The sequence below is a fragment of the Wolbachia endosymbiont (group A) of Pherbina coryleti genome (genome assembly GCF_964026875.1).
Classification (GTDB): Bacteria; Pseudomonadota; Alphaproteobacteria; order Rickettsiales; family Anaplasmataceae; genus Wolbachia; species Wolbachia pipientis.
On sequence record NZ_OZ034706.1, the window covers coordinates 646,050 to 671,236 of the forward strand.

The following is a 25,187-nucleotide window of genomic DNA, read 5'->3' on the forward strand; positions in this document are numbered from 1 at the left end:
ACTATAACACCCTTTCTTCTTGCACTAATTGATAAGCTTCCAAAATATCTCCAACTTTAATATCGACATTACCCTCTAGTGATACTCCGCATTCAAAGTTTACACCTACTTCTTTAACATCATCTTTAAATCTACGTAGTGCTTTTAACTTTCCTTCATGCACCAATTTACTATTGCGCACTACCTTAATTAAAGAATCTTTTTTTATGACTCCATCACTTACATAACATCCAATGATATTACCAGCTTTAGATACATTAAATATTTGCCTTACAGATGCAGAACCAACACGAACCTCTCGTGTAACAGGCTTTAACATTTTAGTTAAATACATTCTCATGTCGTCAATGAGCTCGTATATTATGTTATAAGTATGTATTTCTATACCTTTTTGTTTTGCCAAGTCCCTTATTTTTGAGTCCACTTTTACATTAAAAGCTAAAATTACTGCACTTGATGCTTCTGCAAGCAGCACATCTGAATCTGTTATCCCTCCTACTGCTTTGTGTAGGATATTTAATTTCACTTGATCTTTACCGAGTTTATCAATTGAACTTGATATTGCTTCAATAGAACCAGTTACATCGCACTTTAAAACTACAGATAGTTCTTCTATTTCACTGTTATTACGGCTGAATATATCTAAATCATCCTCATCTAAATTTTCTTCTTTTTTCTTGATTAACTCTAACCTATGTTCAATAATTTCACGTGCCTGCTTTTCAGAATTTATAACAACAAATTTATCTCCAGCATTTGGCACACCATTTAGACCAGTAATTTCAATTGGAGCAGAGGGTAGTGCTGCTTTTTCTCTTTGACCAAGGTGATTAACCATACTACGTACTTTACTGTATGTTGTACCAACTACCAATATATCACCAACCTTTAACGTTCCTTCCTCAACTATCAATGTGGCTGATATTCCTTTCGCTTTATCTATTTTGGATTCTATTACCCATCCAAGTGCTCGACAATCTTCTATTGCTTCTAGCTTCATTAATTCAGCGATTAACAAAATCGTCTCTTCTAGTTTATCTAAATTAGTTTTCTTTTTTGCTGATACTGGCACAATCATAACATCACCACCAAGCTCTTCAGGAATGAGATCATATTGAGGTAAGCTACTCATTACTTTCTCCACATCACCAGGCTCAGATTTATCAATTTTATTAATAGCAACTATAATAGAAACATTTGCTGCTTTTGCATGATTTATTGCTTCAACTGTTTGTTTCATGATTCCATCGTCAGCTGCAACTACTATTACAACTATATTAGTAATATTGGCACCACGTGCACGCATCGCAGTGAACGCTTCATGTCCTGGTGTATCAATAAAGGTAATTTTTTGCTTATCTTTTGTCGTTATTTGATAAGCACCTATGTGTTGAGTTATGCCACCTGACTCTCTTTCTGCAACATTAGATTCACGAAATGCATCGAGCAATGAGGTTTTACCATGATCGACGTGTCCCATAAAAGTGACGATTGGTGGTTTAGGTTTTTTAGGCAGGCTTTCTCTGCCTTCTATAAAAAATAAATCTTTTTCTCTGTTGGTATCGCTCACTCGTTTAGCCGTATGATTAAATTTTTCCACTATTTCACATGCTATATCTGGATCCACCAGATCATCTACTCTATAACTCTCACCGACTTCTTCTTTGAACATTTTTAGCACACTCTTGCTATCTTCTGCCATGCGAATAGATAACTCCCTGATAGTTATTTTGTCTGGTATAATAACTTCTCTTGATATATTTTTACCCTTAGTAAACTTTGACTTTCTACCTCTTATACCAAACCTTTGCTTAAATACAGGGGGTTGTTCAGTTTTTTCATCTATTGCCTGTGCAATTACCAGTTTAGAATGCTTAGAATATATATCTTTGTTGACTTTAAAAGACTTTTTATCGTTGTCCTCATGGTCAATACTATCTTCTTTTGGTTCAACTAAGTGGGTATTACTTAAAACTTGCTTATTTATTTCCTTAGATAAAGCGTCCGCTTCATTTTTCTCGTCAATCTCTTTATTGCTGTCTTCTTTTGCTGTTTTCTCTTTTTCTTCTCTCTGATTTCTTTCTTTCAGCAAAGCAGCATTCTGCACAGCATTAATGCGAAAAATTTGTTCTTTCTCTGTTAAAGAACCTAATTTACTCTCTTCAAATAAATTATGTTCTTCTGCATCATGAGATTTTTTTCTTCTTTTTTTTACTACTGTAGCTCCAGTACTTGGGCTAGCTGAAGAGTTTAAATTGAGGTCTAATTTAAGCTTGCTTAAACCTTGGAGCGTTAATTTTTTATCACTGATATCTTCATTATTCATATTATTTTATTATATTAATCCAAGCTTTTTACGTGCTTCTATGATTATTGAATCTACTGTATCTTTTAGATCTTCTTTGCTATCGGATGAGGAAGAGAGTATGCTGCAAAACTCATAACTTGATAAATCTGCTATGTCCTCTAAAGTCTTAATATCATGCTTACTAAGAGCAATTTTATTGTCTATTGATAAAGTTAAATTGATTACATCATCCTCCATACCTAAACTTTTTAGCTCTTCTATTTTTCTATCATTTTCTGCTTTCAGGTACTTATTTGCTCTATTGTGAAGTTCGTTTGCAATATCTTCATTAAAGCCCTCTATTGAAGCAAGCTCTTTAATTGAAGCGCTAGATATGTCTTCTACACTTGAAAAACCTTCTGTTACCAATAGCTGACCCATAATCTCTTCTAAGTTTAAAGCTTCAGCAAATAAAGCTGAACATTGACTAAGTTCTTTACTTCGCCTTTCTGATTCTTGCTGAGTGCTTAATATCTCAATTTTCCATCCAACAAGCTCTGAAGCTAATCTTACATTCTGGCCCTTTTTTCCTATCGCTAAACTCAATTGATCTTCAGCAACTATTAACTCTATGCAATTTTCATTTTCATCAATAATAACCTTCGATACTTCTGCAGGAGTAATGGCTTTAATAACAAATTGACCCAAATCTGAGGAGTAATTTATAACGTCAATTTTTTCACCATTTAATTCGTGTATAATAGTTTTTATTCTATCTCCCTTAACTCCAACACAAGCACCTACTGGATCAATGTTCTTGTCGGGAGAGAAAACGGCAACCTTAGACCTTGAACCAGCATCTCTAGCTATACCTTTAATTGTCACTAATCCGTCAGCAATTTCTGGTATTTCTTGATTTAATAATGCCTCCAAAAAGCCTTCATGAGTCCTAGAAAGAATAATTTGACGTCCATCATCAGAGCGCTTAACAGTCTGTATGTAAGCTTTAACCTTATCACCTTCACGAAATGATTCACCACCAGTTAAATTTCGCAATGGAAGATATGCCCTAGTGCCATTTATGTCTATAATAAGATCTGAATATTCTACTTGTTTAACAATACCATACCTTATTTCTCCCACCTTATCTTTAAATTCCTCATATTGCTTTTTTGACTCTTCATCTTTAATTATTTGAGCAATCTTTTGCTGGGCAATTCTTGCTGAAGCAAGATCAGTGTTAAGAGAGAGTAATTCACTAACAGTATCTCCAACTTTTGCATCTCCTTTTATTAATTTAGCTTGTGTAAGCGTAATTGATTCACACTCGGTATTCTCTTTTTCATTTGATTCATCATCAATAACTTTTAGTTTTCTATATGAAGTAACTTTGCCTGTGTTTCTATCTATATCAACTACAATTTTACTTTTGCTACCATATTTTTGATGAGCCACTGCTTCTATAGCACTTTCTAGTGCCTTTATTACAACATCAAAATCTAAACCTTTTTGAAGTGAAAGCTCTCCTGCTGTTTTTATTACATCAAGGCTTCCAACTATGTTATTCTTGTTACTTTTCTGCTTAACACTGCTTTTACGATTAGCAATCATAATAAATAAATCCAATGTAATTAGTTATAATTATAGCTCCAACGGGCAAAGAACACTATCTTAAATGTTAAATGATTGCTAATTTAAGTCAAGTTTTTTCATGTCTTTGTATAACAAGCAACGCAGGAGTAAAGAATAAAGTTAAAACCGTTGCAGCCAATATTCCACTTGCTATGGTTGTTGAAATGTCAACCCACCACTGGCTTGATGGAGCATCATATGTGATTTGTAGCGTAAAAAAATTGATATTTAACCTGGTAATCATCGGTATTAAACCAAGAACTGTGGTTGCAACGGTAAGCAATATTGGCCTAACGCGAGAAATTGCAGCGTTTATTACACATCGCTTGATGTCATTTTTGTGTACCTTAATTTGGTGATGAAAGGCATCAAGTAATAGTATGTTATTATTCACTATAATTCCCGCCAAAGCAATTATCCCCACTCCACACATAACAACTACGAAAACTTGTTGGATAAGAAAGAAAACAAAAAACACACATGTTGTGGATAAAAACACTGCTGTCATTACGATAAATGTATGGTATACATTATTAAACTGTGTCACTAATACCAATATCATTAGTGTAATCGCTAATATAAAAGCCTTTAACAAAAATGCTCCTGATTTTTGTTGATCTTCTTTGTCGCCTTTAAAATCAATTTTTACTCCCTTGTCCCAATCCTGGGCAATAGAATTCTGAATGAACTTTACTCTTTCATCAACAAGATAGCCAGTATCAACGTCAGCAGAGATTGTCACTATGCGTAATCCATCAATCCTGTTTAGTTTGTTTACCTTTTTTTCGGGAGCATATTTTACTATATTGCTCATAGGATACGGGCCATTAACTGTATTGATAAAAAGATTGTCTATAGTCTTCATGTTGCGATCCTTTCCAGGGAAACGGAGTACAATATCGATTTCTTCATCCGTGTTATTTGGTCTATATTTTCCAATCAACACTCCATTTGTAACCATCTTTATAAAATCGCCAATGGTTGCAACACTTACTTCAGAGCTTGTAGCCTTATTCTTATCAACACTCATATTCCACTCTATTTCAGGTGCTGATCTGCTATCTTGAATATTTATAAACCCGGATGAAGGTTGGTTCATAATTTCTAGAATTTTCTCTGCTGCTAAATTCAAACTGGATACACTCCCGCTGAGGTTAATTTGTATTGGCTTGTCAGCCGACGGTCCTGGCTTTTCCTCTTGAACATTAATTATTATTCCTTTCATGTCTTGCACACTGCTCCTTATATCATTTAGTATGTGCTTAGCTTTGCGCCTGAAGCGCCAATCCATAAGTTCTAGTTGTATTCTGGCGATAACGTTGTCTGAAAATGCTCCTGATCTAGCATAAGAAACATGAATTTCTTTTTCAATGCTCAAAATGCGTTCTTCCACTTCTTTGAGTATCAGATCTCGTTCTTTGGCTGATAAGCTTTCTTTTGCTTTAACACTGATTAAAATATTATCTGAATCCACTTTCGGAAAAAACTTTACTCCAGGAGCAAAAGTAAAGTACAGCACACTAAATGAAAACAAAACGAATACAGTAGCACATACGAATTTTTTAGGATGATCCAAAACCTTCTCTAGCATGCGTACGTAAGCTCTTATTATAGGCCCAGCATTTTTTATTTCACCACTTTCTATAGCACTCATTTTTTTTATTTCTTTTTTTGAAGTTATCGAAGGCTTACCAAATATTGCACCAAGTGTTGGTATAAAAACCAAAGCCATAATGAGCGATCCAGTCAAAGTTAGAATTATTGTAATTGGTATGTACTGCATGAATTTACCAACAGTATCAGGCCAGAATAATAGAGGAAAAAACACTGCTAATTTAGTTAACGTTGATGATAGAACCGGATAAAACATATCACGAACTGAAGTGTAAAAAGCTTCTACTTTGTCCATTCCGCAGATCATCTTTCTATCGGCATATTCGCTGATCACAATTGCATCATCAACCAGCATGCCAACAGCCATAATTAAACTGAAGAGCACAACGATATTTAAGGTTATACCCATAAAGTAAAGAGCTATTATCCCAATGAGAAAGGAACCGGGTATCGAGAGTGCCACAAGAATAGCAATCCTTGTTCCCATAGAAAGCATCATTATGATCAATATTAACAACACAGCAAATATTATGCCGTTTTCCAAGTCATCAAGCACATCGCGGACGTTTTTTGACTGGTCGTTTAAGTACACCACTTTTAAATTTTCAGGTAATTGATCTTTTGCCTTATCCATTAAGTATTTTACTTGATTTACTGTGTCTATTATGTTTTTTCCGTTACGTTTTGAAATTTCTAGCACGACACTAGGTAATCCATTAATGCGAGCAAATCCTTGGTGATCCTCAAACCTAGGGTATACTTTTGCTATATCTTTGATTCTCAAAACTGCATCGCCTTGAGATCTAATAGGAATATTCATAATATCTTCTATATCTTTTAATAACCCTGATATTTTAATCGAATATTTACCGGCCAGTGACCCAGCTCCCACTAGTCTATTATTGCTTGATATAGCTTGGAATATTTCGTTTGATTGAATGTTATATTTTGTTAGAACTGTGGGCTCAATTATAACTTCCACTGTTTCTTTACGTATACCTGCCACTTCAACTTTGAGAACATTTGGCAGAGATTCTATTTCTTTCTTTAACTTGCGTGCTATTTCAGTTAAGGCTCTTTCTGGCAAATTACCAATTAAGCCGACATTGAGTATCGGAAATAAGCTCAAGTTTATTTCATTGATTATCGGAGATTCCGCTTCAACAGGTAACTTCGATTTTATGTTTGAAAGCTTTGAACGAACATTATCGAGCACTTCTTTATTATCATACTCTGTTCCAAATTCGAGTATCATGTGAGCACCATCATTAGTTGCAAAAGCTCTCAATTCTCTTACACCTTCGATGGATCTTAGTTCATTTTCTATAGGAAGCACTAATAGCTTTTCACTATCTTGAGCAGAAATCCCAGGAAGTCCAACAAACACGCTGATTATAGGAATCTGTATATCAGGATTGCTTTCCCTTGGCATTTTTACATAAACGTATGAACCGAAGATAAAAATTACTATAAGTAATAATACCACCGCCCTGTTTCGCTCTATGAGTAAGCTCTGCATGTTGAATGTTAGCTGAATATGTGTGTTTGTACAATATTATAGTCGAGATACATTGCATATTAATTAATCCTTGTGTAGCTTTAAAACTTTACGCAAATAATTAAAATTTTCGCAAAATTGCAAGTATAAGAAAATTCCTGTATAATAATTCTAGAACAGTATTTGAGAGGTTATTATGGTGGCAATTCTAAATGTAACAAAGGGCAAAAATAAAGTTATTGTGTCTGGATTAGCTGGAGCTTTATCAGCTTTAATATTTTTAACAGCAATCCACATTGCCGCAAAGATAGCCATTATCGTTTCTGCCGCTGCAGTTACTTACTTATTACTTTCGCTGGTTCATAAAATAAGAACTAAAGCTGAAATTACTCGTGTTTCAGGAGATAAAGTTTCAGAAGATGAAGGGTATAGCAGTGTTGATGAAGGTGAAGAAAAAGATACCGTAAAAGAACCAAAAAGAACTGAAACTGAGCTAGAAGAAGAAATAATAAGGAAAAGAGCACAAGAACGCATGGAGAAAGGATCACTTGGTGGTCCTATAAATGCGTTTGGCGAACCAATTCATGTGACTATAGATGCTGAAAATAGTAATCCTGTTGATTATACAAAAACTATGGTAGTGCCTGAGGAAATTATTCTTAGCATGCTAAATGATAAAACTCTTACACAAAATAACTCTAGCTCTATAAAGAATCAGATGAAACCTCTTCCTGAGCACATGGATGTGCCTGGTAATCCACTTCCTGGGCAAGTGTTAAGCAATCTAGAGCTTGAATCTAAAAGCACGCAGAAACTATCTGCTTTAGACTTGCTATTACAGTGCAAAAATGTAGATAATGATGTAAAAAAAATGCTAAAACAGCCAATTACCCAAAAGGGGTTTAACGGATTAGGATTTGATAGATAGTTGTTATATTAACCTCTCCATCTCATATTGAGGATCAGATGCAATGCCGTAGACCCTATTTGGCGGAGCAATTTTGTTCTCTATACCAAAAACCATACCTTCAATTATTGCTGTGAGTACTTTTTCAAGGTCACAATCTGCTCCGGGAACGCGGTGCTCTAGGCGGCATCTTTTGAAATCGTTGCCAAAATAGGGAATTCTTATCGCAGCAGTTCTGTTATTTACTCCCCAACTAATCGTAGTTGGAGTGTGAATATCCGGATACTGAAATCTTAAATATGAATCATCATTTGGAGCAAAAAACAACATATGTTTTTTCATCATTGCACATAATCCACCAATACTATGAATCAGATAGTCACTGTACTTTTGCTCATTGATATAAAATAAGTTACCGTTATTTGAATTCACGAGATTAACATGCACATTTAATGCACTGCCTGCTCTATCCAAATAAGGCTTTGCTTTAAAAGAAACATTCCCACCTAGTTTTTGTGCTGTTTCAGTAAGTGATTGTTTTGCTAACTCAAAATGCTTAATTAAATTGTAGGAGTTCGTATAACAACCACTTTTTATCTCATACTGATGTGTAGAATTCTCCTTCTCGCAAGAAAATTCAAGAGATGCTATTTTATTTTTGATGCTATTCAGAAATAAGTATTCTTTTTCTATTCCTTCAATGTAAAACTCTAGTTCAATACCGAATACAGCATAACAACTCAAATTACTTAATATAATCATAAATTTGCTTCAGTAAATCTATATTAGGTTAGCTATATTTATATGAATACTTTACTTATTTGCCAGTAAATTTAACATCTTATTTATACATAATGTATTACTGTTTTTAATAGCATGCTTCTAATCCTCGATACAAGCGACATTTACAAATTTTTCATTTTTTTGAAATAAAAATGATCAATTTTAATGTTTTTATACCCTTTACAACCCATCAAAAAATCACCATAATTTTTAGTATGTATTAAGTAGTATTAGCTTTTCATTTTGCAGTAAGCTATTGATTATCTTATATTTTTCTAATTATTGCTTTTTTCTTGGTGTGGTATATGAACTTAACTAGCCCTAAGGTTTCTACTATGTTTTTTGATCAGATTATTACAGTAACGGATCACAATGTTACTTGGGAAAAAATCCAAAATTGTCTTTATAATCTTTATGGAGAAGCAACATATAATAGCTGGCTGAGTTCACTAAAATTTGTCAGTAGCAGAAATGGGGAAGTTCTTTTATCCGTGTCAACAAGGTTTATAAAAGAGTGGATTACAGTTCATTACATGAAAAAAATATTATCATTATGGCAAAGCGAAGATAAAAGTATACGTTCTATTGATATTCAAGTAATTGAGGAGAGGAATTCAAATTTTAATGTTATACTAAAAAACAGAGAGGAAAGTAATCATAATCTTGGTTCGCCGCTGGATCCAAGGTTCACCTTTGATAATTTTGTAGTGGGAAAGCCAAATGAATTAGCATTTACGGCGGCAAAGCGTGTGGCAGAATCTATAGATCCAATATTAGGCAGCAATCCTTTGTTTCTATATGGTGGAGTGGGACTTGGTAAAACACATCTAATGCATGCTATAGCTTGGCACATAGTCAATTCCCCATCAGCAAAAAGAAAAGTGGTGTATTTATCAGCAGAGAAATTCATGTACCAATATATTACAGCGCTGCGAAGCAAAGATATTATGTTATTTAAAGAGCAATTTAGATCAGTAGATGTATTGATGGTAGATGATGTGCAATTTATCAGTGGTAAAGATAGTACACAAGAAGAATTTTTTCACACTTTCAATGCATTGATAGACCAAAATAAACAATTGGTTATATCAGCTGATAGGTCTCCTAGTGATCTTGATGGAGTGGAAGAAAGAATAAAATCACGACTCGGTTGGGGGTTGGTGGCAGATATTAATGAAACAACTTTTGAATTAAGGCTTGGTATATTGCAGGCAAAAGTGGAGCAGATGAATATGTATGTTCCGAAAGATGTCCTAGAGTTTTTAGCAAGGAACATAAAATCTAATATAAGAGAATTAGAAGGAGCATTAAATAAGGTTACCCATACCTCATTAATTGGAAGAAGTATGACGGTAGAATCAGCTAGTGAAACCCTAATCGATCTTCTTAGGTCAAATCATAGGTCAGTCACAATAGAAGAAATACAAAAGAAAGTAGCTGAATTTTTCAATATAAAGGTTGCAGATATGCAATCCAATAGAAGGCTTCGCAGTCTTGCAAGGCCAAGACAAATAGCTATGTATTTTGCCAAAAAATTTACGCAAAAAAGCCTACCAGATATTGGGAGAAACTTTGGTGGCAGAGACCATGCTACTGTTATACATGCAGTAAAACAAGTAGAAAATTTTATAAAGACCGACTCAAAATTTGCTGATGAAATCAATCGATTAAAAAAAATGTTTAAGTAGCGTTTTTAAAATAGCTAATAACAAATTCTAAAATGAATCGACTATAGTTTTAATCCGTTTAAGTTTAAAATCTTCTGTTAGCTTCGCAGAATACATTTCCTTATTGTGTTGATTATAGAAGGTAAATTCGTGATCATCTAAATTTAGTATTGCAAAGCCAAAGCCAAAAAAGTTTCTAACCTCGTGTGCTAAGTAGTTTTTACCATTTAAATAGTCAAATTCTACATTTTGATAAACAGATTCTTGATCTTGAGCGTGTAATGATGCACCACCGTTTCCAACTATAATTTGGTCTGGAACATTATCCATTAATAAAATCTGGGCTATATGAATGTGGCCAGAAACTATGGTAGTAACATTGCTTGGAAATTTATCTCCAAAAGCTTCGATTTGTGTAAGATTACCATGGCTTTTTAATGTCAAAAATTCTTTTTTTGGAGATCTCCAAAGCGGTTTATGAGTTAAAAACCACATGGGCTTGTCAGAACTATTTTGTATCAATTTATCAAATTGCCTCTCAAAAGCATCAATTGTGCTTTGGGTTGTAAAAATATCCTCACCGGATGAAGAGTCGAAGATAAAAAATTTCATCGGTCCAGCATCTAAGGACCAACTAGAAACGAAGTTTCCACATTTTTCAGACGAAAAGGGGTATGAATCTAGATACCTGAACCATCCTTCATAAGCTCTATCACAACTCTCATGGTTTCCACGAACAAAAAGGAAAGGGGATTGTGATAAAATATCCTTTGCAGGCTCAAACCAATCAGCGTACCAAACTTCTTTATTATATCCATAAATATCGCCACACTTTTTTGTATTTCTACATTTTGTTTGTCTATAATGATAATCACCAACATGGATAATTAAATCTGGTTTATGAAGGGCGATTGAATCTAAATTTTTTTTTAAAGGCCAGCTATCTACCGAATTACATTCCTGCTGAAATAACATATTTATTCTACAGCCCGTGTCACCAATGAAAGCAATTTTATTAACCTTTTTTGGTAATATAGGAACCCGTAGATCCTCAATACTAATGTTTTTGGCACTTGTTTGTACTGTCAGTTCACAAACTGTTTCGTTATGATCACCATTGTTAATTGAGCTGCGATTCAGCATTTCTGTTTCCTCGCCATCAACATAAACAATGGGACACATGTCATTGTCCGTAATTGCGCGTATGCTTAGTTTATTTTCTGGGATAACTTGAGACCATGTGTATAATATTTGTGCATGGACGAAATGAAAGCTAGTTATAAGAGAGAGAGCTAAAAAAATAAAGATATTAGCTATATTCATTTGTATAAAAACCTAAGTTAAAAATTAGTAGTAAGGTTATCTTAAATGATTAAAATTTATAATCACAAAATTCATAATCAAATTATACAAACAATTTCTAAATTATTCTAGTATCAGATTGACACTCTAGATGAAAAATTCTAAAATGATTAAGTAATTTAAAATAATTATATAAAAACTAGAATATAGTGCGGCCGTGGTGGAATTGGTAGACACGCAGCGTTGAGGTCGCTGTGGCTCATAAGGCCTTGGAAGTTCAAGTCTTCTCGGCCGCACCAGTTTTTATCGCTGTTTAATATGGGTAAAAATGTTTATAGGAAATCAGAGTAGCAATAAGGTAGAAAGAGCTATCAGCGAAATCAGGCGCGGTCGGCCAATTGTAATATATGATGAAAGTAATTACCTATTGTTTGCTGCTGCTGAGGCTTTAGAAAGAGATTTATTTAATCAATACAAGCTTACATCAAGTAATGTATATGTTACTTTAACTTCAAGTAAGGTAAAATACATATCTCAGAATAAAGAACATAACAGCAAACGTCTGTTGGTGAATAATTTTGATGAACTGCTCTATTTAATAAACTGTTCAAAGGAAGATTGCATAAAAGAGTTGCAATGCTCAAAGACAATAGATGAATGTGCTATTGCCTTGCTTAAGTTCTCAGAATTATTGCCATACGCGTTAGTGGCTGATATGACTTTTGAGAATAACCATGAAATGCGAAATTGGTGCGAGAAAAATGACGTTATTGCACTGGACACGTCATTCATAAATAATTTTCAAGAAAATCAGGATGTATATGAAGTGTGCAAAACATCATTATTTTTAAAACAGACTCAAGAAGTAAATATCATATCTTATAGAACCGAAAGTGGTGGAAGAGAACATCATGCAATTATCATTGGCAATCCAGATAAAGATGACGAACCATTAGTGAGAATTCATTCTTCGTGCTATACGGGTGACTTGTTAGATAGCTTGTCATGCGATTGCAGAAGTCAGTTACATCAAGCAATTCAAATGATAGCTGACTCTGGAAGTGGTATTATATTGTATTTGATGCAAGATGGAAGAGGCATTGGTTTAACTAATAAGTTAAGAGCGTACAGTATGCAAAGAGGACATAATCTTGATACTGTTGATGCAAATAGAATATTGGGTTTTGAAGATGATGAAAGGAGTTTTGCTGTTGCAGCTAAAATGCTTAAGAAATTGAACATTAACAAAATCCAATTACTTACAAACAATGATAGGAAATTGTCAGAATTGGAAAGTAGTGGTATAGGAGTTACAAAGTGTCTACCACTTATTGTGGAACGTAATAAATATAACGATTCATATATGGAGACAAAGTTTGGTAAATTAGGCCATAGATTAAGAGTTTTTTAGCTTTTTTGCTGTAACTACTTTGTTAATTTGCTATGTTTATTAACATAAGTTAAGATTTTTAGGAATGCTAAAATGCTAAGATTTTTTAAGCAAGAAAAAAATACTGAATCCTTAGATAAGGATATAAATTGGAATTCAAACCGCTACAGCACAGTTATTGCTCAAAGGAATATTCTACTTTTATTTGCATTAATATTATTAGCAACGATCTCTATCAGCATATTAGTCATATTTAAAATTAGCACAAGTAGCACTATTGAGCCATTTGTTATAGAAATTGACAAGAAATCAGGAATAGTGCAATTGGTTGATCCTGTCACAGTAAAACAGTATTCTGCAGATGAAGCGCTAAACGATTATTTTATTTCAGAGTATATAAAAGCAAGGGAGGTTTTTGATCCATATCATTATAATTATAACTATTATACAAAGGTGAGGTTGTTTTCCTCACCTAATGTGTATAATGAATTTAGAAATTATGTAGGATCGCAGAATATGGATGATCTTTTTAATTTATATTCAGATACCAAAAGTGAATTTAAAATTCGCTCAATTCAAAAGTTGGGTAACGATGCTCTTCAGGTGAGATTTTTTGTGGAATTTACACGGAAAGATGGAAGTTCTACGAGAAAAAATAAGATAGTTATTATGTCATATAGATATGCATCGCTTGAAATGGATGATCAGCAAAGATATATTAACCCATTAGGATTTCAAGTTATTTCATATAGAGTAGATGATGAATATGTATAAGATATTATTAGTTTTAGCTTTACTTGTAAGTGGCAATTTAAACGCATCCATTAATTATAATGAGCCTATTTCTATAGATAGTAGAATAAAGACTTTTGTGTATAGCCCTAATGAAGTATTTACGGTGGTTTTTAGTCAGGGTTACTATTCTTATATTGAATTTGCGGAAGGAGAAAAAGTTAAAAATATCGCTGTTGGTGATGCATCAAGTTGGAAAATTAATCCTTATGACAATAAATTGCTTATCATGCCATTTGAAGTTAGTAGTCGCACTAACATGATTATTACGACAACTAAAAAAAGAAATTACATTTTTGATTTAATCTCAAGGCCAAACTACGATAAATACCCGGATACTGATGCTAAGAAAGTAGATCACGATTATTCTGCTGAAAAGGATATATCTTACGTAGTACGTTTTTATTATCCTCAAGAAGAAGGTGAATTTGATGTTGATTTAGATGAGGTTTCTTTACCTACTCAAATGCAATATACTACAGACAAGCTAGAAAAAATAATACAAGAAAATGATACGAAGTACAATTATACATATATTGATGAAGGTGGTAATGCGGATATAGTTCCGATTGAGTTATTTGATGATGGTTATTTAACCTATTTAAAATTTAGAAATAATAATAAAATACCTCAGGTTTTTGTAGAAGGGGAGGATAAACCTTGTAAAAGGCTGTTATTTGATGATTATGTTATAATAAAAGGAGTACATAAAAAGCTATTTATGCGTTATGAAGATGGTGAAGTTGAAATTATAAATAGGTCACTTTAGCTGTGGTACATGCAATATGAATAAAGAAAGGCGTAACAATTCAGAAGATGAATCAGAAATAGAGAATAAGGTAGTAACAGTTGGCTCTAATCAAGGTCATAGGGCATTGATGGTCATTATTTTAGTGCTTCTGGCTGGTGGAGTGTATTATCTCTATTTTAGTCCTTCTCCTAAAGAGGGTTCAGAAGTTATTAAAAAAGAGGAAACAAAGCAAAACGTTCAAGAATTGAAAGGAAAGTTGGAACAAGTTCCAGATAATGTAATGGTTCCTGAAAGAATAATAACTGATCCCTTACCACCCTTACCTCCTCTTCCTACACCACTAATCATACCAGAAATAAAACAAATTAGAAAAGAAGAAGTGATGAAAAAAGAAGAAGAGAAACCAAAAGAAACTCCTGTGTCAAATATACCTATTTTGCCAAAGCAAAATTTTCCTTCTAGTAATGTTATGGGCAATTTACCTACCTCGTTTCCTACAATAGGGGGTGGCGGTTATCCTAGAGACAGACGTAGTGCACAGATGTTGACAATTTCAGGTGGTAGTGGAGAGAACAAGGCTGCTGATGCTATTTTATCCGACACTTCAGCACAATCGAGCAAAGCTACCAGAGTAGGAAAGCTTGGTTTAATGATTACTCAAGGTAAAATTATTGATGCTGTTCTTGAAACTGCAATAAACTCTGATCTGCAAGGAATGCTGCGTGCTATGGTGAGTAGAGATGTTTATGCAGAAACTGGTGATACAGTTTTAATACCTAAAGGCTCAAGATTGATAGGCAGTTATTCATTTGACTCGAATGTTGCTAAATCTCGTGTAAATATAAACTGGAATAGAGTGATTCTGCCACATGGAATAGATATTGCAATCTCATCACTTAGTACTGACGAGCTTGGTAGAGCAGGAATAGCAGGAATAGTTGATAACAAAATAGTAAGTGCGTTATTCTCTTCAGTGACACTTGCTGGTGTTTCGATTGGTTCTGCTGTTATAGGGCAAAAGGCTTCTAATCTTGTTGATACGCTAACTATCAGAGATGCAGTAAAGTCTATCACTGCAACCGAAATAGATTTTTCTTCTCTCCAACTCATTATTGACCCAGAAAAGAAGATATCTAGTGACAAATGGAAATTAGGCCTTGGGGCTATCGGAAGAATTCGGAGTGCCAAAAGCAGACAAGATTTACTAAAAATAATGAAAGAGGAAATAGCAAAAGCACTAGGAATTGAAGAAGACGAGGTAAATATAAGCCTGGAAATTGTAAATCAACTGTTAGAACAAATTCAAAGAAAAAGCAAGTCTGTTTATGATGAAGCAATCGGGAAATCAATCGAGGATTTTTCTAAAGATATGCGGGATGTAGTGGGCAGATATACAGATAAAAAACCAACTATTTATGTTGATCAAGGCACTGCATTGAAAGTATTTGTTAACCAAGATATAGTATTTCCTCCACAGGCAATATTAAATCAATGAAATGAACTATGCTGCACTTGATACATATTTGGAGCCATTACAAGGCATATTTCAAGAAGAAGGCGTAAATGAAATATCAATAAATAAGCCAAAGGAAGTATGGATTGAAAATCGCGGTGAAATAAGGTGTGAAAAATTAGAAGTATTCGATCTTAACCATTTGAAATATCTTGGCAGACTGATTGCTCAAGCTACAGAACAAAAACTTAGCGAAGAAGCGCCGTTACTTTCGGCAACATTACCAAATGGTTATCGTATACAGATAGTATTTCCGCCAGCATGTGAACCTGATAAAGTAGTCATGTCGATTCGTAAGCCTTCTAGCATGCAGTTAGCACTCGATGATTACGAAAAAATGGGGGCTTTTTCTGAAACTGTTACAGAAGCAACTGATAATCCAGTTGACCGTCATTTGGATTTATTGTTAAGGCAAAAAAAAATAAAAGAGTTTTTAGAATACGCTGTAATAAGTAAGAAAAATATTATAATTAGTGGTGGAACTTCCACTGGTAAGACTACTTTTACTAATGCTACTTTGCGTGCTATTCCAGCTGAGGAAAGAATTATTACTGTTGAGGATGCAAGGGAAATCGTTTTGAACGATCATCCCAATAAAGTCCATCTAATTGCCTCTAAAGGAGGGCAGGGCAGAGCAAAAGTAACCACTCAAGATTTGATAGAAGCGTGCTTACGTTTAAGGCCAGACAGAATAATAGTTGGTGAGCTCCGTGGAGCGGAAGCTTTTAGTTTTCTCAGGGCGATAAATACTGGTCACCCTGGATCAATATCAACCCTTCATGCAGATAGTCCAACAATGGCCCTTGAGCAAATAAAATTGATGGTTATGCAGGCAAATCTTGGCATTCCTCCAGACCAAATTATACCATACATTAGAAATGTGATTGATATTGTTATTCAGCTAAAAAGAACCGGTGGGGGCAAAAGAAGCATTTCTGAGATATTATTTACTAGATCTGCGAGCGAAAATGCTTAAATTTATACATAAGTTAAGGAAGAGTAGTTTATGAGTAATGGAAATCACCTACGTAATATTCTCATAGGAGGTGTAGTAGCTTTTAGCGTACTTGAGTTTTGCTTCTATCTATCTGGTATATTGTTTGTTCTGTTTGCTGATGGTCCGGATGCTGTGGATTTTAAGGCAATTAATCCTAGTTTGACGCCTTTCCCTCAAGCTCTTTGGCCAACGATTTTTGATCATATACAATATTGTTGGCATCATCCAGAGTTATATAGCCTTGAGCTCAAAATCACATTAATTATATCTTCTGCACTGCCTATCATTGTTTTAATGATTATCTTATGGAATTTAAGAGAAAGGATAATTGAGTGGCGACCATTTAAAAAGAAGGAATCACTTCATGGAGATTCGCAGTGGGCATCAGAGAAAGACATACGAAAAGCAGGATTAAGAAGCAAAAAGGGATTATTGCTTGGTAAAGATAAAAGAGGATACTTCATTTCTGATGGGTTTCAGCATGCATTGTTATTTGCACCTACAGGTTCTGGTAAGGGTGTTGGCTTTGTAATTCCTAATTTATTATTTTGGACTGACTCGGTAATTGTACACGACATAAAATTAGAAAACTATGAAATAACAAGTGGTTGGCGAGAACGACAAGGACAAAAAGTATACGTATGGAATCCAGCGCAGCCAGATGGAATAAGTCACTGTTACAATCCATTACAATGGATTAGTGAAAAACCTGGGCAGATGGTTGACGATGTGCAGAAAATAGCTAACCTAATCATGCCTGAACAAGACTTTTGGCAGAATGAAGCAAGAAGCTTATTTGTTGGAGTGGTATTATACTTACTTGCTGCACCAGAGAAAGTTAAATCTTTTGGTGAAGTTGTGCGTACGATGCGTAGTGATGACGTGGTTTATAATCTTGCTGTTGCTCTTGATACAATGGGTAAAATACTACACCCTGTAGCATATATGAATATTGCAGCTTTTTTACAAAAAGCTGATAAAGAAAGGTCAGGTGTTGTATCAACCATGAACTCATCACTTGAATTGTGGGCAAACCCATTGATTGATACTGCAACTGCGTCAAGTGATTTTAATATTCTAGATTTTAAAAAGAAGAAAATTACAGTTTATGTTGGTTTAACTCCTGACAACTTGACTAGGCTCAGGCCTTTAATGCAGGTTTTTTACCAACAGGCAACTGAGTTTTTATGTAGAAAATTGCCATCGGATGACGAGCCTTATGGCGTATTGTTTTTAATGGATGAGTTTCCTACACTTGGAAAAATGGAGCAATTTCAAACAGGTATTGCATATTTTCGTGGTTATCGAGTTAGGTTATTCTTAATTGTTCAAGATACTGAGCAGCTCAAAGGAATATACGAAGAAGCAGGGATGAACTCCTTTTTGTCAAACTCGACTTACAGAATAACTTTTGCAGCCAATAATATTGAAACAGCTAATTTAATATCGCAACTTATAGGAAACAAAACTGTACAACAAGAATCGTTGAATAAGCCTAAATTTTTAGATTTAAATCCTGCTTCAAGGTCATTACATATCTCTGAAATACAGAGAGCATTGCTATTGCCTCAAGAAGTTATTATGTTGCCACGTGACGATCAGATAATTTTAATAGAGTCGACTTACCCAATTAAATCAAAGAAAATTTTGTACTACAGTGATACCACCTTCACAAGAAGGCTGCTCAAACAAACTCGTGTGCCTACACAAGAACCATATGACCCAAACAAAGTTCTTTCTGCCGCTGCGAGCAAAGATAAGGTTAATAACGAGGGGAATAATGTTCTTGAGGGACCTAATTCAGTTGATTATCCTGCTGAAACTAAAACCGAAGATGCAGTATATGATGAATCAGATGAATTTGCAGACGAAGATATTGATGATGAAGATATCGACGATAAGTTTGAAGATGATGACGAGGAAGATGAGGATAGGAGCGATGATGGGTTTGATGAAGAAGAAGAGGAGGATGAATTTGAAGATGAGGATAAATTAAAAAATGACGAGAAGTAAGGTTAACTTTGCCTATTTTTAGCTCAGAAAAGTGCAAGTTATGCAAATAATTAGGTTTTTCATATTAAGCCATTTTTAATTAATTAGTATTAGATTAGCTATTTTAACTAGGGGAGTAGTAATGATTAGTAAAAAAACATTAGCGGTTACAGCATTTGCTTTATTGTTGTCACAACAATCTTTTGCAAGTGAAACAGAAGGGTTTTACTTTGGTAGTGGGTATTACGGTCAATATTTAAATAACACAAGCGTACTAAAAACAAGCACTACAGGTATCAAAAATTTGTCTATAAATGACAGGGGTGCTCAGAACACAGAAGGTCAGTCACTAAGTGAGTATAAAGGAGATTATAATCCACCTTTTGCTGCAAATGTGGCATTTGGTTACACAGGAGAATTGGGTAACAACAGCTATAGGGCTGAATTGGAAGGGATGTATTCTTCTGTAAAAGTGGATAATATTGGTTTAACAAGTAGCTAAATAACTGTTTCATACCTAAAGGAGACTGGTGAGGATCCTAATAAAGAAACTTATCTCTATAGTGCTGCAGTTAGTCATGACCAAATTGAGAACATATCTGTAATGGCAAATGTTTATCATCATTGGAAAAGTGACCGTTTCTCTTTTTCTCCTTACGTTGGTATTGGGATCGGTGCAACAAGAATGACGATGTTTGAAAAACCGTCAATAAGACCCGCAGGTCAATTAAAAGCTGGCTTTGACTATCGCATAAACGAAGATGTATAGCTCTTTTTACAATAATCCGAACAGACCGTAATATGCTACTGGCCTGCTATAGCCATAAACACATATCTTATCGCATTCGGACTATTATAAGAAAGGCTATAAATATGCATATCGGATATAGAGGTTTTGGTGCTATTGGTAGCGATATTAAGCTTACAGCAAAAAGGTTAGGACAAGTGGTAGACGACCCTAATAATGATAAAAAAAAGAAGCTTAATCCTAGCTTAGGTAGCAAAGTAACTGAGGAAATAAATATAGGTAATCAACTATTTCACACACACGGTATAGAGGCTGGTCTTACTTTCCATTTTGCCAGCAAAGCTTAAACATGTTGCCCTTTAAAAAATGCATAAAACCGTTCCTGTCGTCCTATGGCTTGACCATAGGATCTAGTTAAATATAGATCCAAGTAGTCACGCTACTTGGATGACTAGGTAGAGGGTACTGGGATGATATAGGATAATATGGGATGAAGGCAAAAAAACATTAGCTATGTTCTTTTCACAACAATGCATCTCTTCATTCCCGCTAAGTCATATACATATTCCTGAAAAGCTAATTCGTATGAGGGGATTATTTTGTCAATATTGCTTTGATCTTCACCTATCTCCAATATCGCAAACCCATTTTTTTTAAGGCACCTCCTTAATATTGGAAAAATGCTCAAGTAACAACTCAAACCATCAATACCACCATCAAGGGCAATTCTTGGTTCCTTTTGCACTTCAGCTTGCAAGTCTTTCAATTTGCTTCTTTTAATATATGGAGGATTACTGATTATAAGATCGAATGAACCTCTGCACTCTGTCCACGAACTTGGAAATATTTTGGCTCTGCTGAGAAGATCATGTTTTTTTGTGTTCTGATAGGCAACTTTATATGCTTCCAAGCTTTTTTCAAAACCGACGCCAACAGCATATTCATACTCACTAAGTACGGATATCAATAAACAACCTGTGCCTGTACCAAAATCTGCAATTTTTAGTTTCTGTTTTTTGTTTGGGTAATATTTTAACACTGCTAGGATTATTGTTTCACTATCTGGCCTTGGATCTAAAACATGCTGGTTAACTATAAAATTTTTACTCCAGAATTCATGATTACCTATTATTTGCGATATTGGATATCTTTCCGCTCTTTTTTTTGTTAATTTCCAAAATAAAAGTTCTTTCTCCATTGGCACTTGATCAGCATGGTTCACAATTATAAATGATCTTTCCACTCCAAGTACGTGCTGCATGATGATTTCACAATCTAAATGTGGTGATTCAACTTTATGTGACGATAATAACTCCGATCCTTCTTGAATTAAAGAGCTGATTGTTTTCATTATTCTAAAAATATGTTTCTTTCAGCCAAAAATAGCAAGATGAGCTTCCAGTTTAGGGTAGCTGCACTAAATCCCAGTGTCAAGCACGCAGCTGTACGAACCATACGCGTCAAGTTAAGGAAATATCGTGAAATATAGCAACATTTGAGATGGGCATTTTATTTGTTACATTTATTTTTTTAGGGAGTTCTTATCTAGAAGAAGATAATTTTTTCAGAAGAATCTATAAATTAATAACTTTATTACTTAATATATAAAATAGTTTTTTCGTTTCCTTTCTTCCTTATACCACTTTTCCTTAACTTGACGCGTATGGTCATTCTTGACAATGCTACTTTTCATAAGTCTGATAAGATTATCGAGCTTGCTAAAGGGGTTGGTGCAGAAATTTTGTATCTGCCGCCTTATTCTCCAGATTTCAACAAAATTGAGCATCATTGGTTTGCTATAAAAAACAGAGCCAGGAAAAACATTCCTCTATTCGAATCCTTTCGTCGTGCTGTTGATTCTGCCTTCCTATGACCTGTTCGGACTATTATGAGAAATGCTATATTTGCCTACTTATTTATGATATTTGGTATTATACCTAAATTTTGGATTAGTGATAAAAAAGCTAGAGGAAGAATGGACTATGGATTTGTCGAATTGGACTTTGAATACTTGATATCTTCTTTCCAGATAGATTGAAAACGAAGTTGTATAAAAAATGCTGCTTTGAATGGTTATTTTTGAAATATTTGAGCCTGATTTTTAAATTCCCCTTTCATTTACTAACTGATTGCAATAAGCTTCTTTCATAAAGCTAGATGGAACATATGATTTTTCTATTGTACAATCTGACTGTTTCATAGTTTTAGCTAACTCTTCAGAAACGTCACTGTTTATTTCAAAATAACCATCTTCTATGCCTATAGAAACATTTTTTCCTCCTAAAAGACAGCTCCCCCCTAAACTTGATTTATCCTCCAACTTACTAAAACGTGCTATGCTTTCTTCGTTGGCGAGCTTTACTTCTATTTTATTATTATCTCTATCACTAGGAGATAAATAAACACTGACCTTCCCAAAGTAAGTAGTAAAAGACATTTCAATTCTACCCTCCGAAATGTCGGTGTAATTCCTAACTCCTTCTTCATTTTCAACTCTAACTATACTTTCTCCAACTTGAAGCATACCAATTTCCAGACCTAAATTTTTAGCTTTTTTATTGTTGAATATTCTTGCAACTTCGACAACACTATCTTTTGGATATTTTATACAAAAGTGTCCATTGTCCATCTCTAACTCAAAATCATGATCATCAGTTTTTACACTTACGTCTACGATACTTTTGTACACCAAGTCCTTAAGTTCTAAAAGTATTTTTTCTCGTTGATCTAGAGCGTATCTATCTGAGCAAATTATGTTCACGAAATCGCCATGTTCTTCATCGCTAAATCTATTTAAAGACGCACCTCTTGATACTATTTGCAATATCTTTTTCTCATCTAAAAATCCATAAATTCGGGTAGTATCGTAAGAAAAATATAGCTTTTGCAATGTATCAATTATGCGATCCACTAAAGATATATTAGCTTTATACGGAAGAGTGAACATTACTCTTTGTTTCAGCGCCTCGCTTACAATTTTATCAAGTCTTTTATTGCACTCTTCATAATCCTCTTCATTACCATAGTTACCCAAAGCATCCAATTCATCATGAATATTATCTATTTTTTGCCAAATACTTTCATATTTTTCTCTTTCTCTTAATTTTACTTTTGCTAAGGAAAAAGAATCTTTTTTACGTATTATGTTTGCATTGTAGACTAGTTGACCGTAGGTCCTACCAACAATTTCATCATAATCAAAGCAATAGCTAACATTATAGTCACTTTCACTAGTTGATTCCTGATCATTGCTACTTTCATCGTCATCTTTATTCCATACTTCAATATCGTAATCAGTGTTTTCAAGGTTTTTGTCTTCACTTGTTCGATAATCTTGATTGTTTTCTACTTTTTCGTACAGCCAGATTGATTTTTGATCATCGCTACTTTCATCGTCATCTTCATTCCATACTCCAATGTCGTAGTTAGTATTTTTAGGTTTTTTATCTTCACCTGTTTGATAATCTTCTGCTTCTCTATATAGCCATATTGATTCCTGGTCATCATTATCATTGATACGCCTCATTTCCACTTTTGTTGTAGACTGAGGTCTTACTATTTCTTTTCTTACGTTTTCTTTGTTTAATTCATCTTCAAGAGACACTTCATTACTAATATAGAAGTTTTTCTGTTTTAAACTCTCATTTTCATTCTGCAATGAACTAAATTCTGCAAACAGTTCTTCACGCTCTGATAAATAAACATAGAGCTGGCCTATTACATCATTAAGTTCCTTATCTTTTTCTAATATCTGGTTTTCATAATTACTCTTCAAATCCTCTATACTGTCTACCAGCACTACACTTTCTTTTCTTAGTCTACTTGAGTTAGATTCAACCAAATTTAACCTTTGCTGTAACTCTTCATTCTTTTTGTCTATCATCTGTATTTCACTCTTCATATCTTCTAATTTGCTGTCCAAGTTCCCTATTATGTCATTTTTATTCTTCACGTCCAATAATACTTTTTCTATTTCTTGTTTTAGCTGTTCAATTTCTTGGCCATTTTTAGTTAATTCTCTTGTTTTTCTTTGTAATTGAGCTTCAAGCTCTTTAATTTTCTTTTCTAGGATCTGATTTTTCTTGCTGAGCTCACTCACTTCTTGATCATACTCTTCCGCTATACCTTTATAGCATTCCAAGAGCTTTTCATTTTTCTTGAGATCAAAGTTTTCTTGTTGCAGCCTTTCTATTTCACCATCTGAATTATCTATTACTTGGTTACCCTCACTACCAATCTCAAATATCTCTTCAGAAGTAATCGTAAAATCTTTAAATACGCAAGGCAAAGTAGTGTCTTCAAGGTTATTACTATCAAATGAGTTATATTGTACTACCTGCCTTGAACTAGGCATACTTATACCTTTCTATTAACAAAGGCACACAATGCATTATATTTACTATATACGCAACTGATTTAAACATAATTTATTTACTAATTCATATTGTGAATTTTTATAAAATAGGTTTATATGCAAAATATTATAATAACGTTAAAGCACGTAGCTAATACCATTATTAGTACAGTATAAAGGGCCTTTTTGCCTATAATTGAAGAGTTTAAGCAAATTCATAATATACCTCATTTATCTTCTAATAACGAAAATTTGTATCGAAACAGATAAGACCATAAGTATGAAATTCAAAGAGGAATGAATCAGTTAAATCAAGAATAGATGTTGTGTTATAGTAGTGATTATGCTAATTATTGGGTCGTTTGGTTAAAAGGTAATTGTGAAAAGGGGTAAGAATTTGACTGAAGATAAAAAATTAGCATCTGATATTCTAAAAGAGGTTGCAGGTACTGGTACTGCTGATAGTGATAAAGTGACATTGTTTGACATTAAAACAGCTTTACAAGAACGTGGTTTTGGTATTTTAATAATCATCTTCTCCTTGCCGCTATCGGTGCCTATACCGGTTCCACCTGGTTATACAACTATTCTTTCTATACCTTTAATCTTGTTTTCATTACAACTTCTGCTTGGGTTTCATTCTCCCTGGATGCCACGTTGGTTGGAAAGGAAATCCTTTAAACGTTCAACATTAGCCCTTGTGGTTAAAAAAACTTTACCTGCATTAAAAAAAATAGAAAAGTTCATGAAACCGAGAATGTCTTTTATCTTCTGTGGGCCAGGTGAAAAGATTTTGGCATTTATAATGCTGGTTTGCGTATTGGTGATAGCCAATCCGTTTCCGTTGACTCACTTCATTCCAGCAATCGGTACGACTCTTATTTCACTTGGTATTATGAATAAAGACGGGCTTGTCTCGATACTTGGAGTGTTGGTATCCTCATACGCGTCAAGTTAAGG

At 34.1% G+C, this 25,187-nt stretch carries 15 protein-coding genes, 1 tRNA gene and 4 pseudogenes; 13 read left to right on the forward strand and 7 right to left on the reverse strand.

What is annotated here, in order from left to right; genetic code table 11:
- Window position 1: 1 nt before the first annotated feature.
- The 3 genes from infB to AAGD87_RS03320 form a co-directional block, all read right to left on the reverse strand.
- Window positions 2-2,326, reverse strand: a complete 2,325-nt coding sequence (infB, locus tag AAGD87_RS03310) for a translation initiation factor IF-2 (RefSeq protein WP_341817762.1) — start codon at window positions 2,324-2,326, stop codon at window positions 2-4.
- Between the two features lie 9 nt (window positions 2,327-2,335).
- Window positions 2,336-3,898 (reverse strand): transcription termination factor NusA, encoded by a 1,563-nt coding sequence (gene nusA / locus AAGD87_RS03315; RefSeq protein ID WP_015589511.1) that lies wholly within the window; start codon window positions 3,896-3,898, stop codon window positions 2,336-2,338.
- Window positions 3,899-3,986: 88 nt separating this feature from the next.
- Window positions 3,987-7,052 carry an efflux RND transporter permease subunit gene (locus AAGD87_RS03320; RefSeq protein ID WP_265024233.1) on the reverse strand — a complete coding sequence of 1,022 codons (3,066 nt, stop codon included), beginning with the start codon at window positions 7,050-7,052 and terminating at the stop codon, window positions 3,987-3,989.
- Between the two features lie 175 nt (window positions 7,053-7,227).
- On the opposite strand from AAGD87_RS03320, the gene AAGD87_RS03325 reads away from it, so the two are divergent.
- Entirely contained in the window at window positions 7,228-7,959 is a 732-nt protein-coding gene (locus tag AAGD87_RS03325; protein WP_264723773.1) for a hypothetical protein, read from the forward strand.
- 3 nt (window positions 7,960-7,962) lie between these two features.
- On the opposite strand, the gene AAGD87_RS03330 is transcribed toward AAGD87_RS03325, so the two are convergent.
- Complete coding sequence (locus AAGD87_RS03330; RefSeq protein ID WP_006280263.1) at window positions 7,963-8,700, reverse strand: glutamine synthetase; 738 nt, start codon at window positions 8,698-8,700, stop codon at window positions 7,963-7,965.
- 326 nt (window positions 8,701-9,026) lie between these two features.
- Between AAGD87_RS03330 and dnaA the strand changes: the two genes are divergently transcribed.
- On the forward strand, window positions 9,027-10,409 hold the full coding sequence (dnaA, locus tag AAGD87_RS03335) for a chromosomal replication initiator protein DnaA (RefSeq protein WP_010962298.1): 1,383 nt from the start codon (window positions 9,027-9,029) through the stop codon (window positions 10,407-10,409).
- 27 nt (window positions 10,410-10,436) lie between these two features.
- On the opposite strand, the gene AAGD87_RS03340 is transcribed toward dnaA, so the two are convergent.
- The gene (locus AAGD87_RS03340; protein ID WP_006279778.1) at window positions 10,437-11,711 is read right to left on the reverse strand and encodes a metallophosphoesterase; all 1,275 of its coding nucleotides are present in this window, start codon (window positions 11,709-11,711) and stop codon (window positions 10,437-10,439) included.
- 190 nt (window positions 11,712-11,901) lie between these two features.
- Between AAGD87_RS03340 and AAGD87_RS03345 the strand changes: the two genes are divergently transcribed.
- The 9 genes and pseudogenes from AAGD87_RS03345 to AAGD87_RS03385 form a co-directional block, all read left to right on the forward strand.
- Window positions 11,902-11,989: transfer RNA gene (locus tag AAGD87_RS03345), tRNA-Leu, on the forward strand.
- Window positions 11,990-12,018: 29 nt separating this feature from the next.
- The gene (locus tag AAGD87_RS03350) at window positions 12,019-13,101 is read left to right on the forward strand and encodes a GTP cyclohydrolase II (RefSeq protein ID WP_010082649.1); all 1,083 of its coding nucleotides are present in this window, start codon (window positions 12,019-12,021) and stop codon (window positions 13,099-13,101) included.
- 72 nt (window positions 13,102-13,173) lie between these two features.
- Window positions 13,174-13,854 carry a virB8 family protein gene (locus tag AAGD87_RS03355; protein ID WP_155968235.1) on the forward strand — a complete coding sequence of 227 codons (681 nt, stop codon included), beginning with the start codon at window positions 13,174-13,176 and terminating at the stop codon, window positions 13,852-13,854.
- The gene (gene virB9 / locus AAGD87_RS03360) at window positions 13,841-14,641 is read left to right on the forward strand and encodes a P-type conjugative transfer protein VirB9 (RefSeq protein WP_341817763.1); all 801 of its coding nucleotides are present in this window, start codon (window positions 13,841-13,843) and stop codon (window positions 14,639-14,641) included. The genes AAGD87_RS03355 and virB9 overlap by 14 nt, the downstream gene beginning before the upstream one ends.
- A gap of 16 nt (window positions 14,642-14,657) precedes the next feature.
- Window positions 14,658-16,118, forward strand: a complete 1,461-nt coding sequence (locus tag AAGD87_RS03365) for a TrbI/VirB10 family protein (protein ID WP_174515709.1) — start codon at window positions 14,658-14,660, stop codon at window positions 16,116-16,118.
- 1 nt (window position 16,119) lies between these two features.
- Window positions 16,120-17,112: a P-type DNA transfer ATPase VirB11 gene (virB11, locus tag AAGD87_RS03370; protein WP_341817764.1), complete on the forward strand. Its 993-nt coding sequence runs from the start codon at window positions 16,120-16,122 to the stop codon at window positions 17,110-17,112.
- A 30-nt stretch (window positions 17,113-17,142) separates the two neighbouring features.
- Complete coding sequence (locus tag AAGD87_RS03375; protein ID WP_341817766.1) at window positions 17,143-19,146, forward strand: type IV secretory system conjugative DNA transfer family protein; 2,004 nt, start codon at window positions 17,143-17,145, stop codon at window positions 19,144-19,146.
- A gap of 121 nt (window positions 19,147-19,267) precedes the next feature.
- Window positions 19,268-19,891, forward strand: a pseudogene (locus AAGD87_RS03380) (P44/Msp2 family outer membrane protein); the annotation flags it as partial.
- A gap of 104 nt (window positions 19,892-19,995) precedes the next feature.
- A pseudogene (locus AAGD87_RS03385) lies at window positions 19,996-20,220 on the forward strand (P44/Msp2 family outer membrane protein); the annotation flags it as partial.
- A 164-nt stretch (window positions 20,221-20,384) separates the two neighbouring features.
- Here AAGD87_RS03385 and prmC read toward each other — a convergent pair.
- A complete protein-coding gene (gene prmC / locus AAGD87_RS03390; RefSeq protein ID WP_264339235.1) occupies window positions 20,385-21,224 on the reverse strand; it encodes a peptide chain release factor N(5)-glutamine methyltransferase in 840 nt (279 codons plus the stop codon).
- A gap of 270 nt (window positions 21,225-21,494) precedes the next feature.
- On the opposite strand from prmC, the pseudogene AAGD87_RS03395 reads away from it, so the two are divergent.
- Window positions 21,495-21,746, forward strand: a pseudogene (locus tag AAGD87_RS03395) (transposase); the annotation flags it as partial.
- Window positions 21,747-21,974: 228 nt separating this feature from the next.
- On the opposite strand, the gene AAGD87_RS03400 reads toward AAGD87_RS03395, so the two are convergent.
- Window positions 21,975-24,227: a hypothetical protein gene (locus AAGD87_RS03400; protein WP_341817768.1), complete on the reverse strand. Its 2,253-nt coding sequence runs from the start codon at window positions 24,225-24,227 to the stop codon at window positions 21,975-21,977.
- A gap of 397 nt (window positions 24,228-24,624) precedes the next feature.
- On the opposite strand from AAGD87_RS03400, the pseudogene AAGD87_RS03405 reads away from it, so the two are divergent.
- Window positions 24,625-25,167, forward strand: a pseudogene (locus tag AAGD87_RS03405) (exopolysaccharide biosynthesis protein); the annotation flags it as partial.
- Between the last annotated feature and the right edge of the window lie 20 nt (window positions 25,168-25,187).

Excerpts from the sequence above, each read along its gene's own strand:
- infB (WP_341817762.1), bottom strand. The coding sequence starts at position 2,326 with ATGAATAATGAAGATATCAGTGATAAAAAATTAACGCTCCAAGGTTTA.
- nusA (WP_015589511.1), bottom strand. The coding sequence starts at position 3,898 with ATGATTGCTAATCGTAAAAGCAGTGTTAAGCAGAAAAGTAACAAGAAT.
- AAGD87_RS03320 (WP_265024233.1), bottom strand. The coding sequence starts at position 7,052 with ATGCAGAGCTTACTCATAGAGCGAAACAGGGCGGTGGTATTATTACTT.
- AAGD87_RS03325 (WP_264723773.1), top strand. The coding sequence starts at position 7,228 with ATGGTGGCAATTCTAAATGTAACAAAGGGCAAAAATAAAGTTATTGTG.
- AAGD87_RS03330 (WP_006280263.1), bottom strand. The coding sequence starts at position 8,700 with ATGATTATATTAAGTAATTTGAGTTGTTATGCTGTATTCGGTATTGAA.
- dnaA (WP_010962298.1), top strand. The coding sequence starts at position 9,027 with ATGAACTTAACTAGCCCTAAGGTTTCTACTATGTTTTTTGATCAGATT.
- AAGD87_RS03340 (WP_006279778.1), bottom strand. The coding sequence starts at position 11,711 with ATGAATATAGCTAATATCTTTATTTTTTTAGCTCTCTCTCTTATAACT.
- AAGD87_RS03350 (WP_010082649.1), top strand. The coding sequence starts at position 12,019 with ATGTTTATAGGAAATCAGAGTAGCAATAAGGTAGAAAGAGCTATCAGC.
- AAGD87_RS03355 (WP_155968235.1), top strand. The coding sequence starts at position 13,174 with ATGCTAAGATTTTTTAAGCAAGAAAAAAATACTGAATCCTTAGATAAG.
- virB9 (WP_341817763.1), top strand. The coding sequence starts at position 13,841 with ATGAATATGTATAAGATATTATTAGTTTTAGCTTTACTTGTAAGTGGC.
- AAGD87_RS03365 (WP_174515709.1), top strand. The coding sequence starts at position 14,658 with ATGAATAAAGAAAGGCGTAACAATTCAGAAGATGAATCAGAAATAGAG.
- virB11 (WP_341817764.1), top strand. The coding sequence starts at position 16,120 with ATGAACTATGCTGCACTTGATACATATTTGGAGCCATTACAAGGCATA.
- AAGD87_RS03375 (WP_341817766.1), top strand. The coding sequence starts at position 17,143 with ATGAGTAATGGAAATCACCTACGTAATATTCTCATAGGAGGTGTAGTA.
- prmC (WP_264339235.1), bottom strand. The coding sequence starts at position 21,224 with ATGAAAACAATCAGCTCTTTAATTCAAGAAGGATCGGAGTTATTATCG.
- AAGD87_RS03400 (WP_341817768.1), bottom strand. The coding sequence starts at position 24,227 with ATGCCTAGTTCAAGGCAGGTAGTACAATATAACTCATTTGATAGTAAT.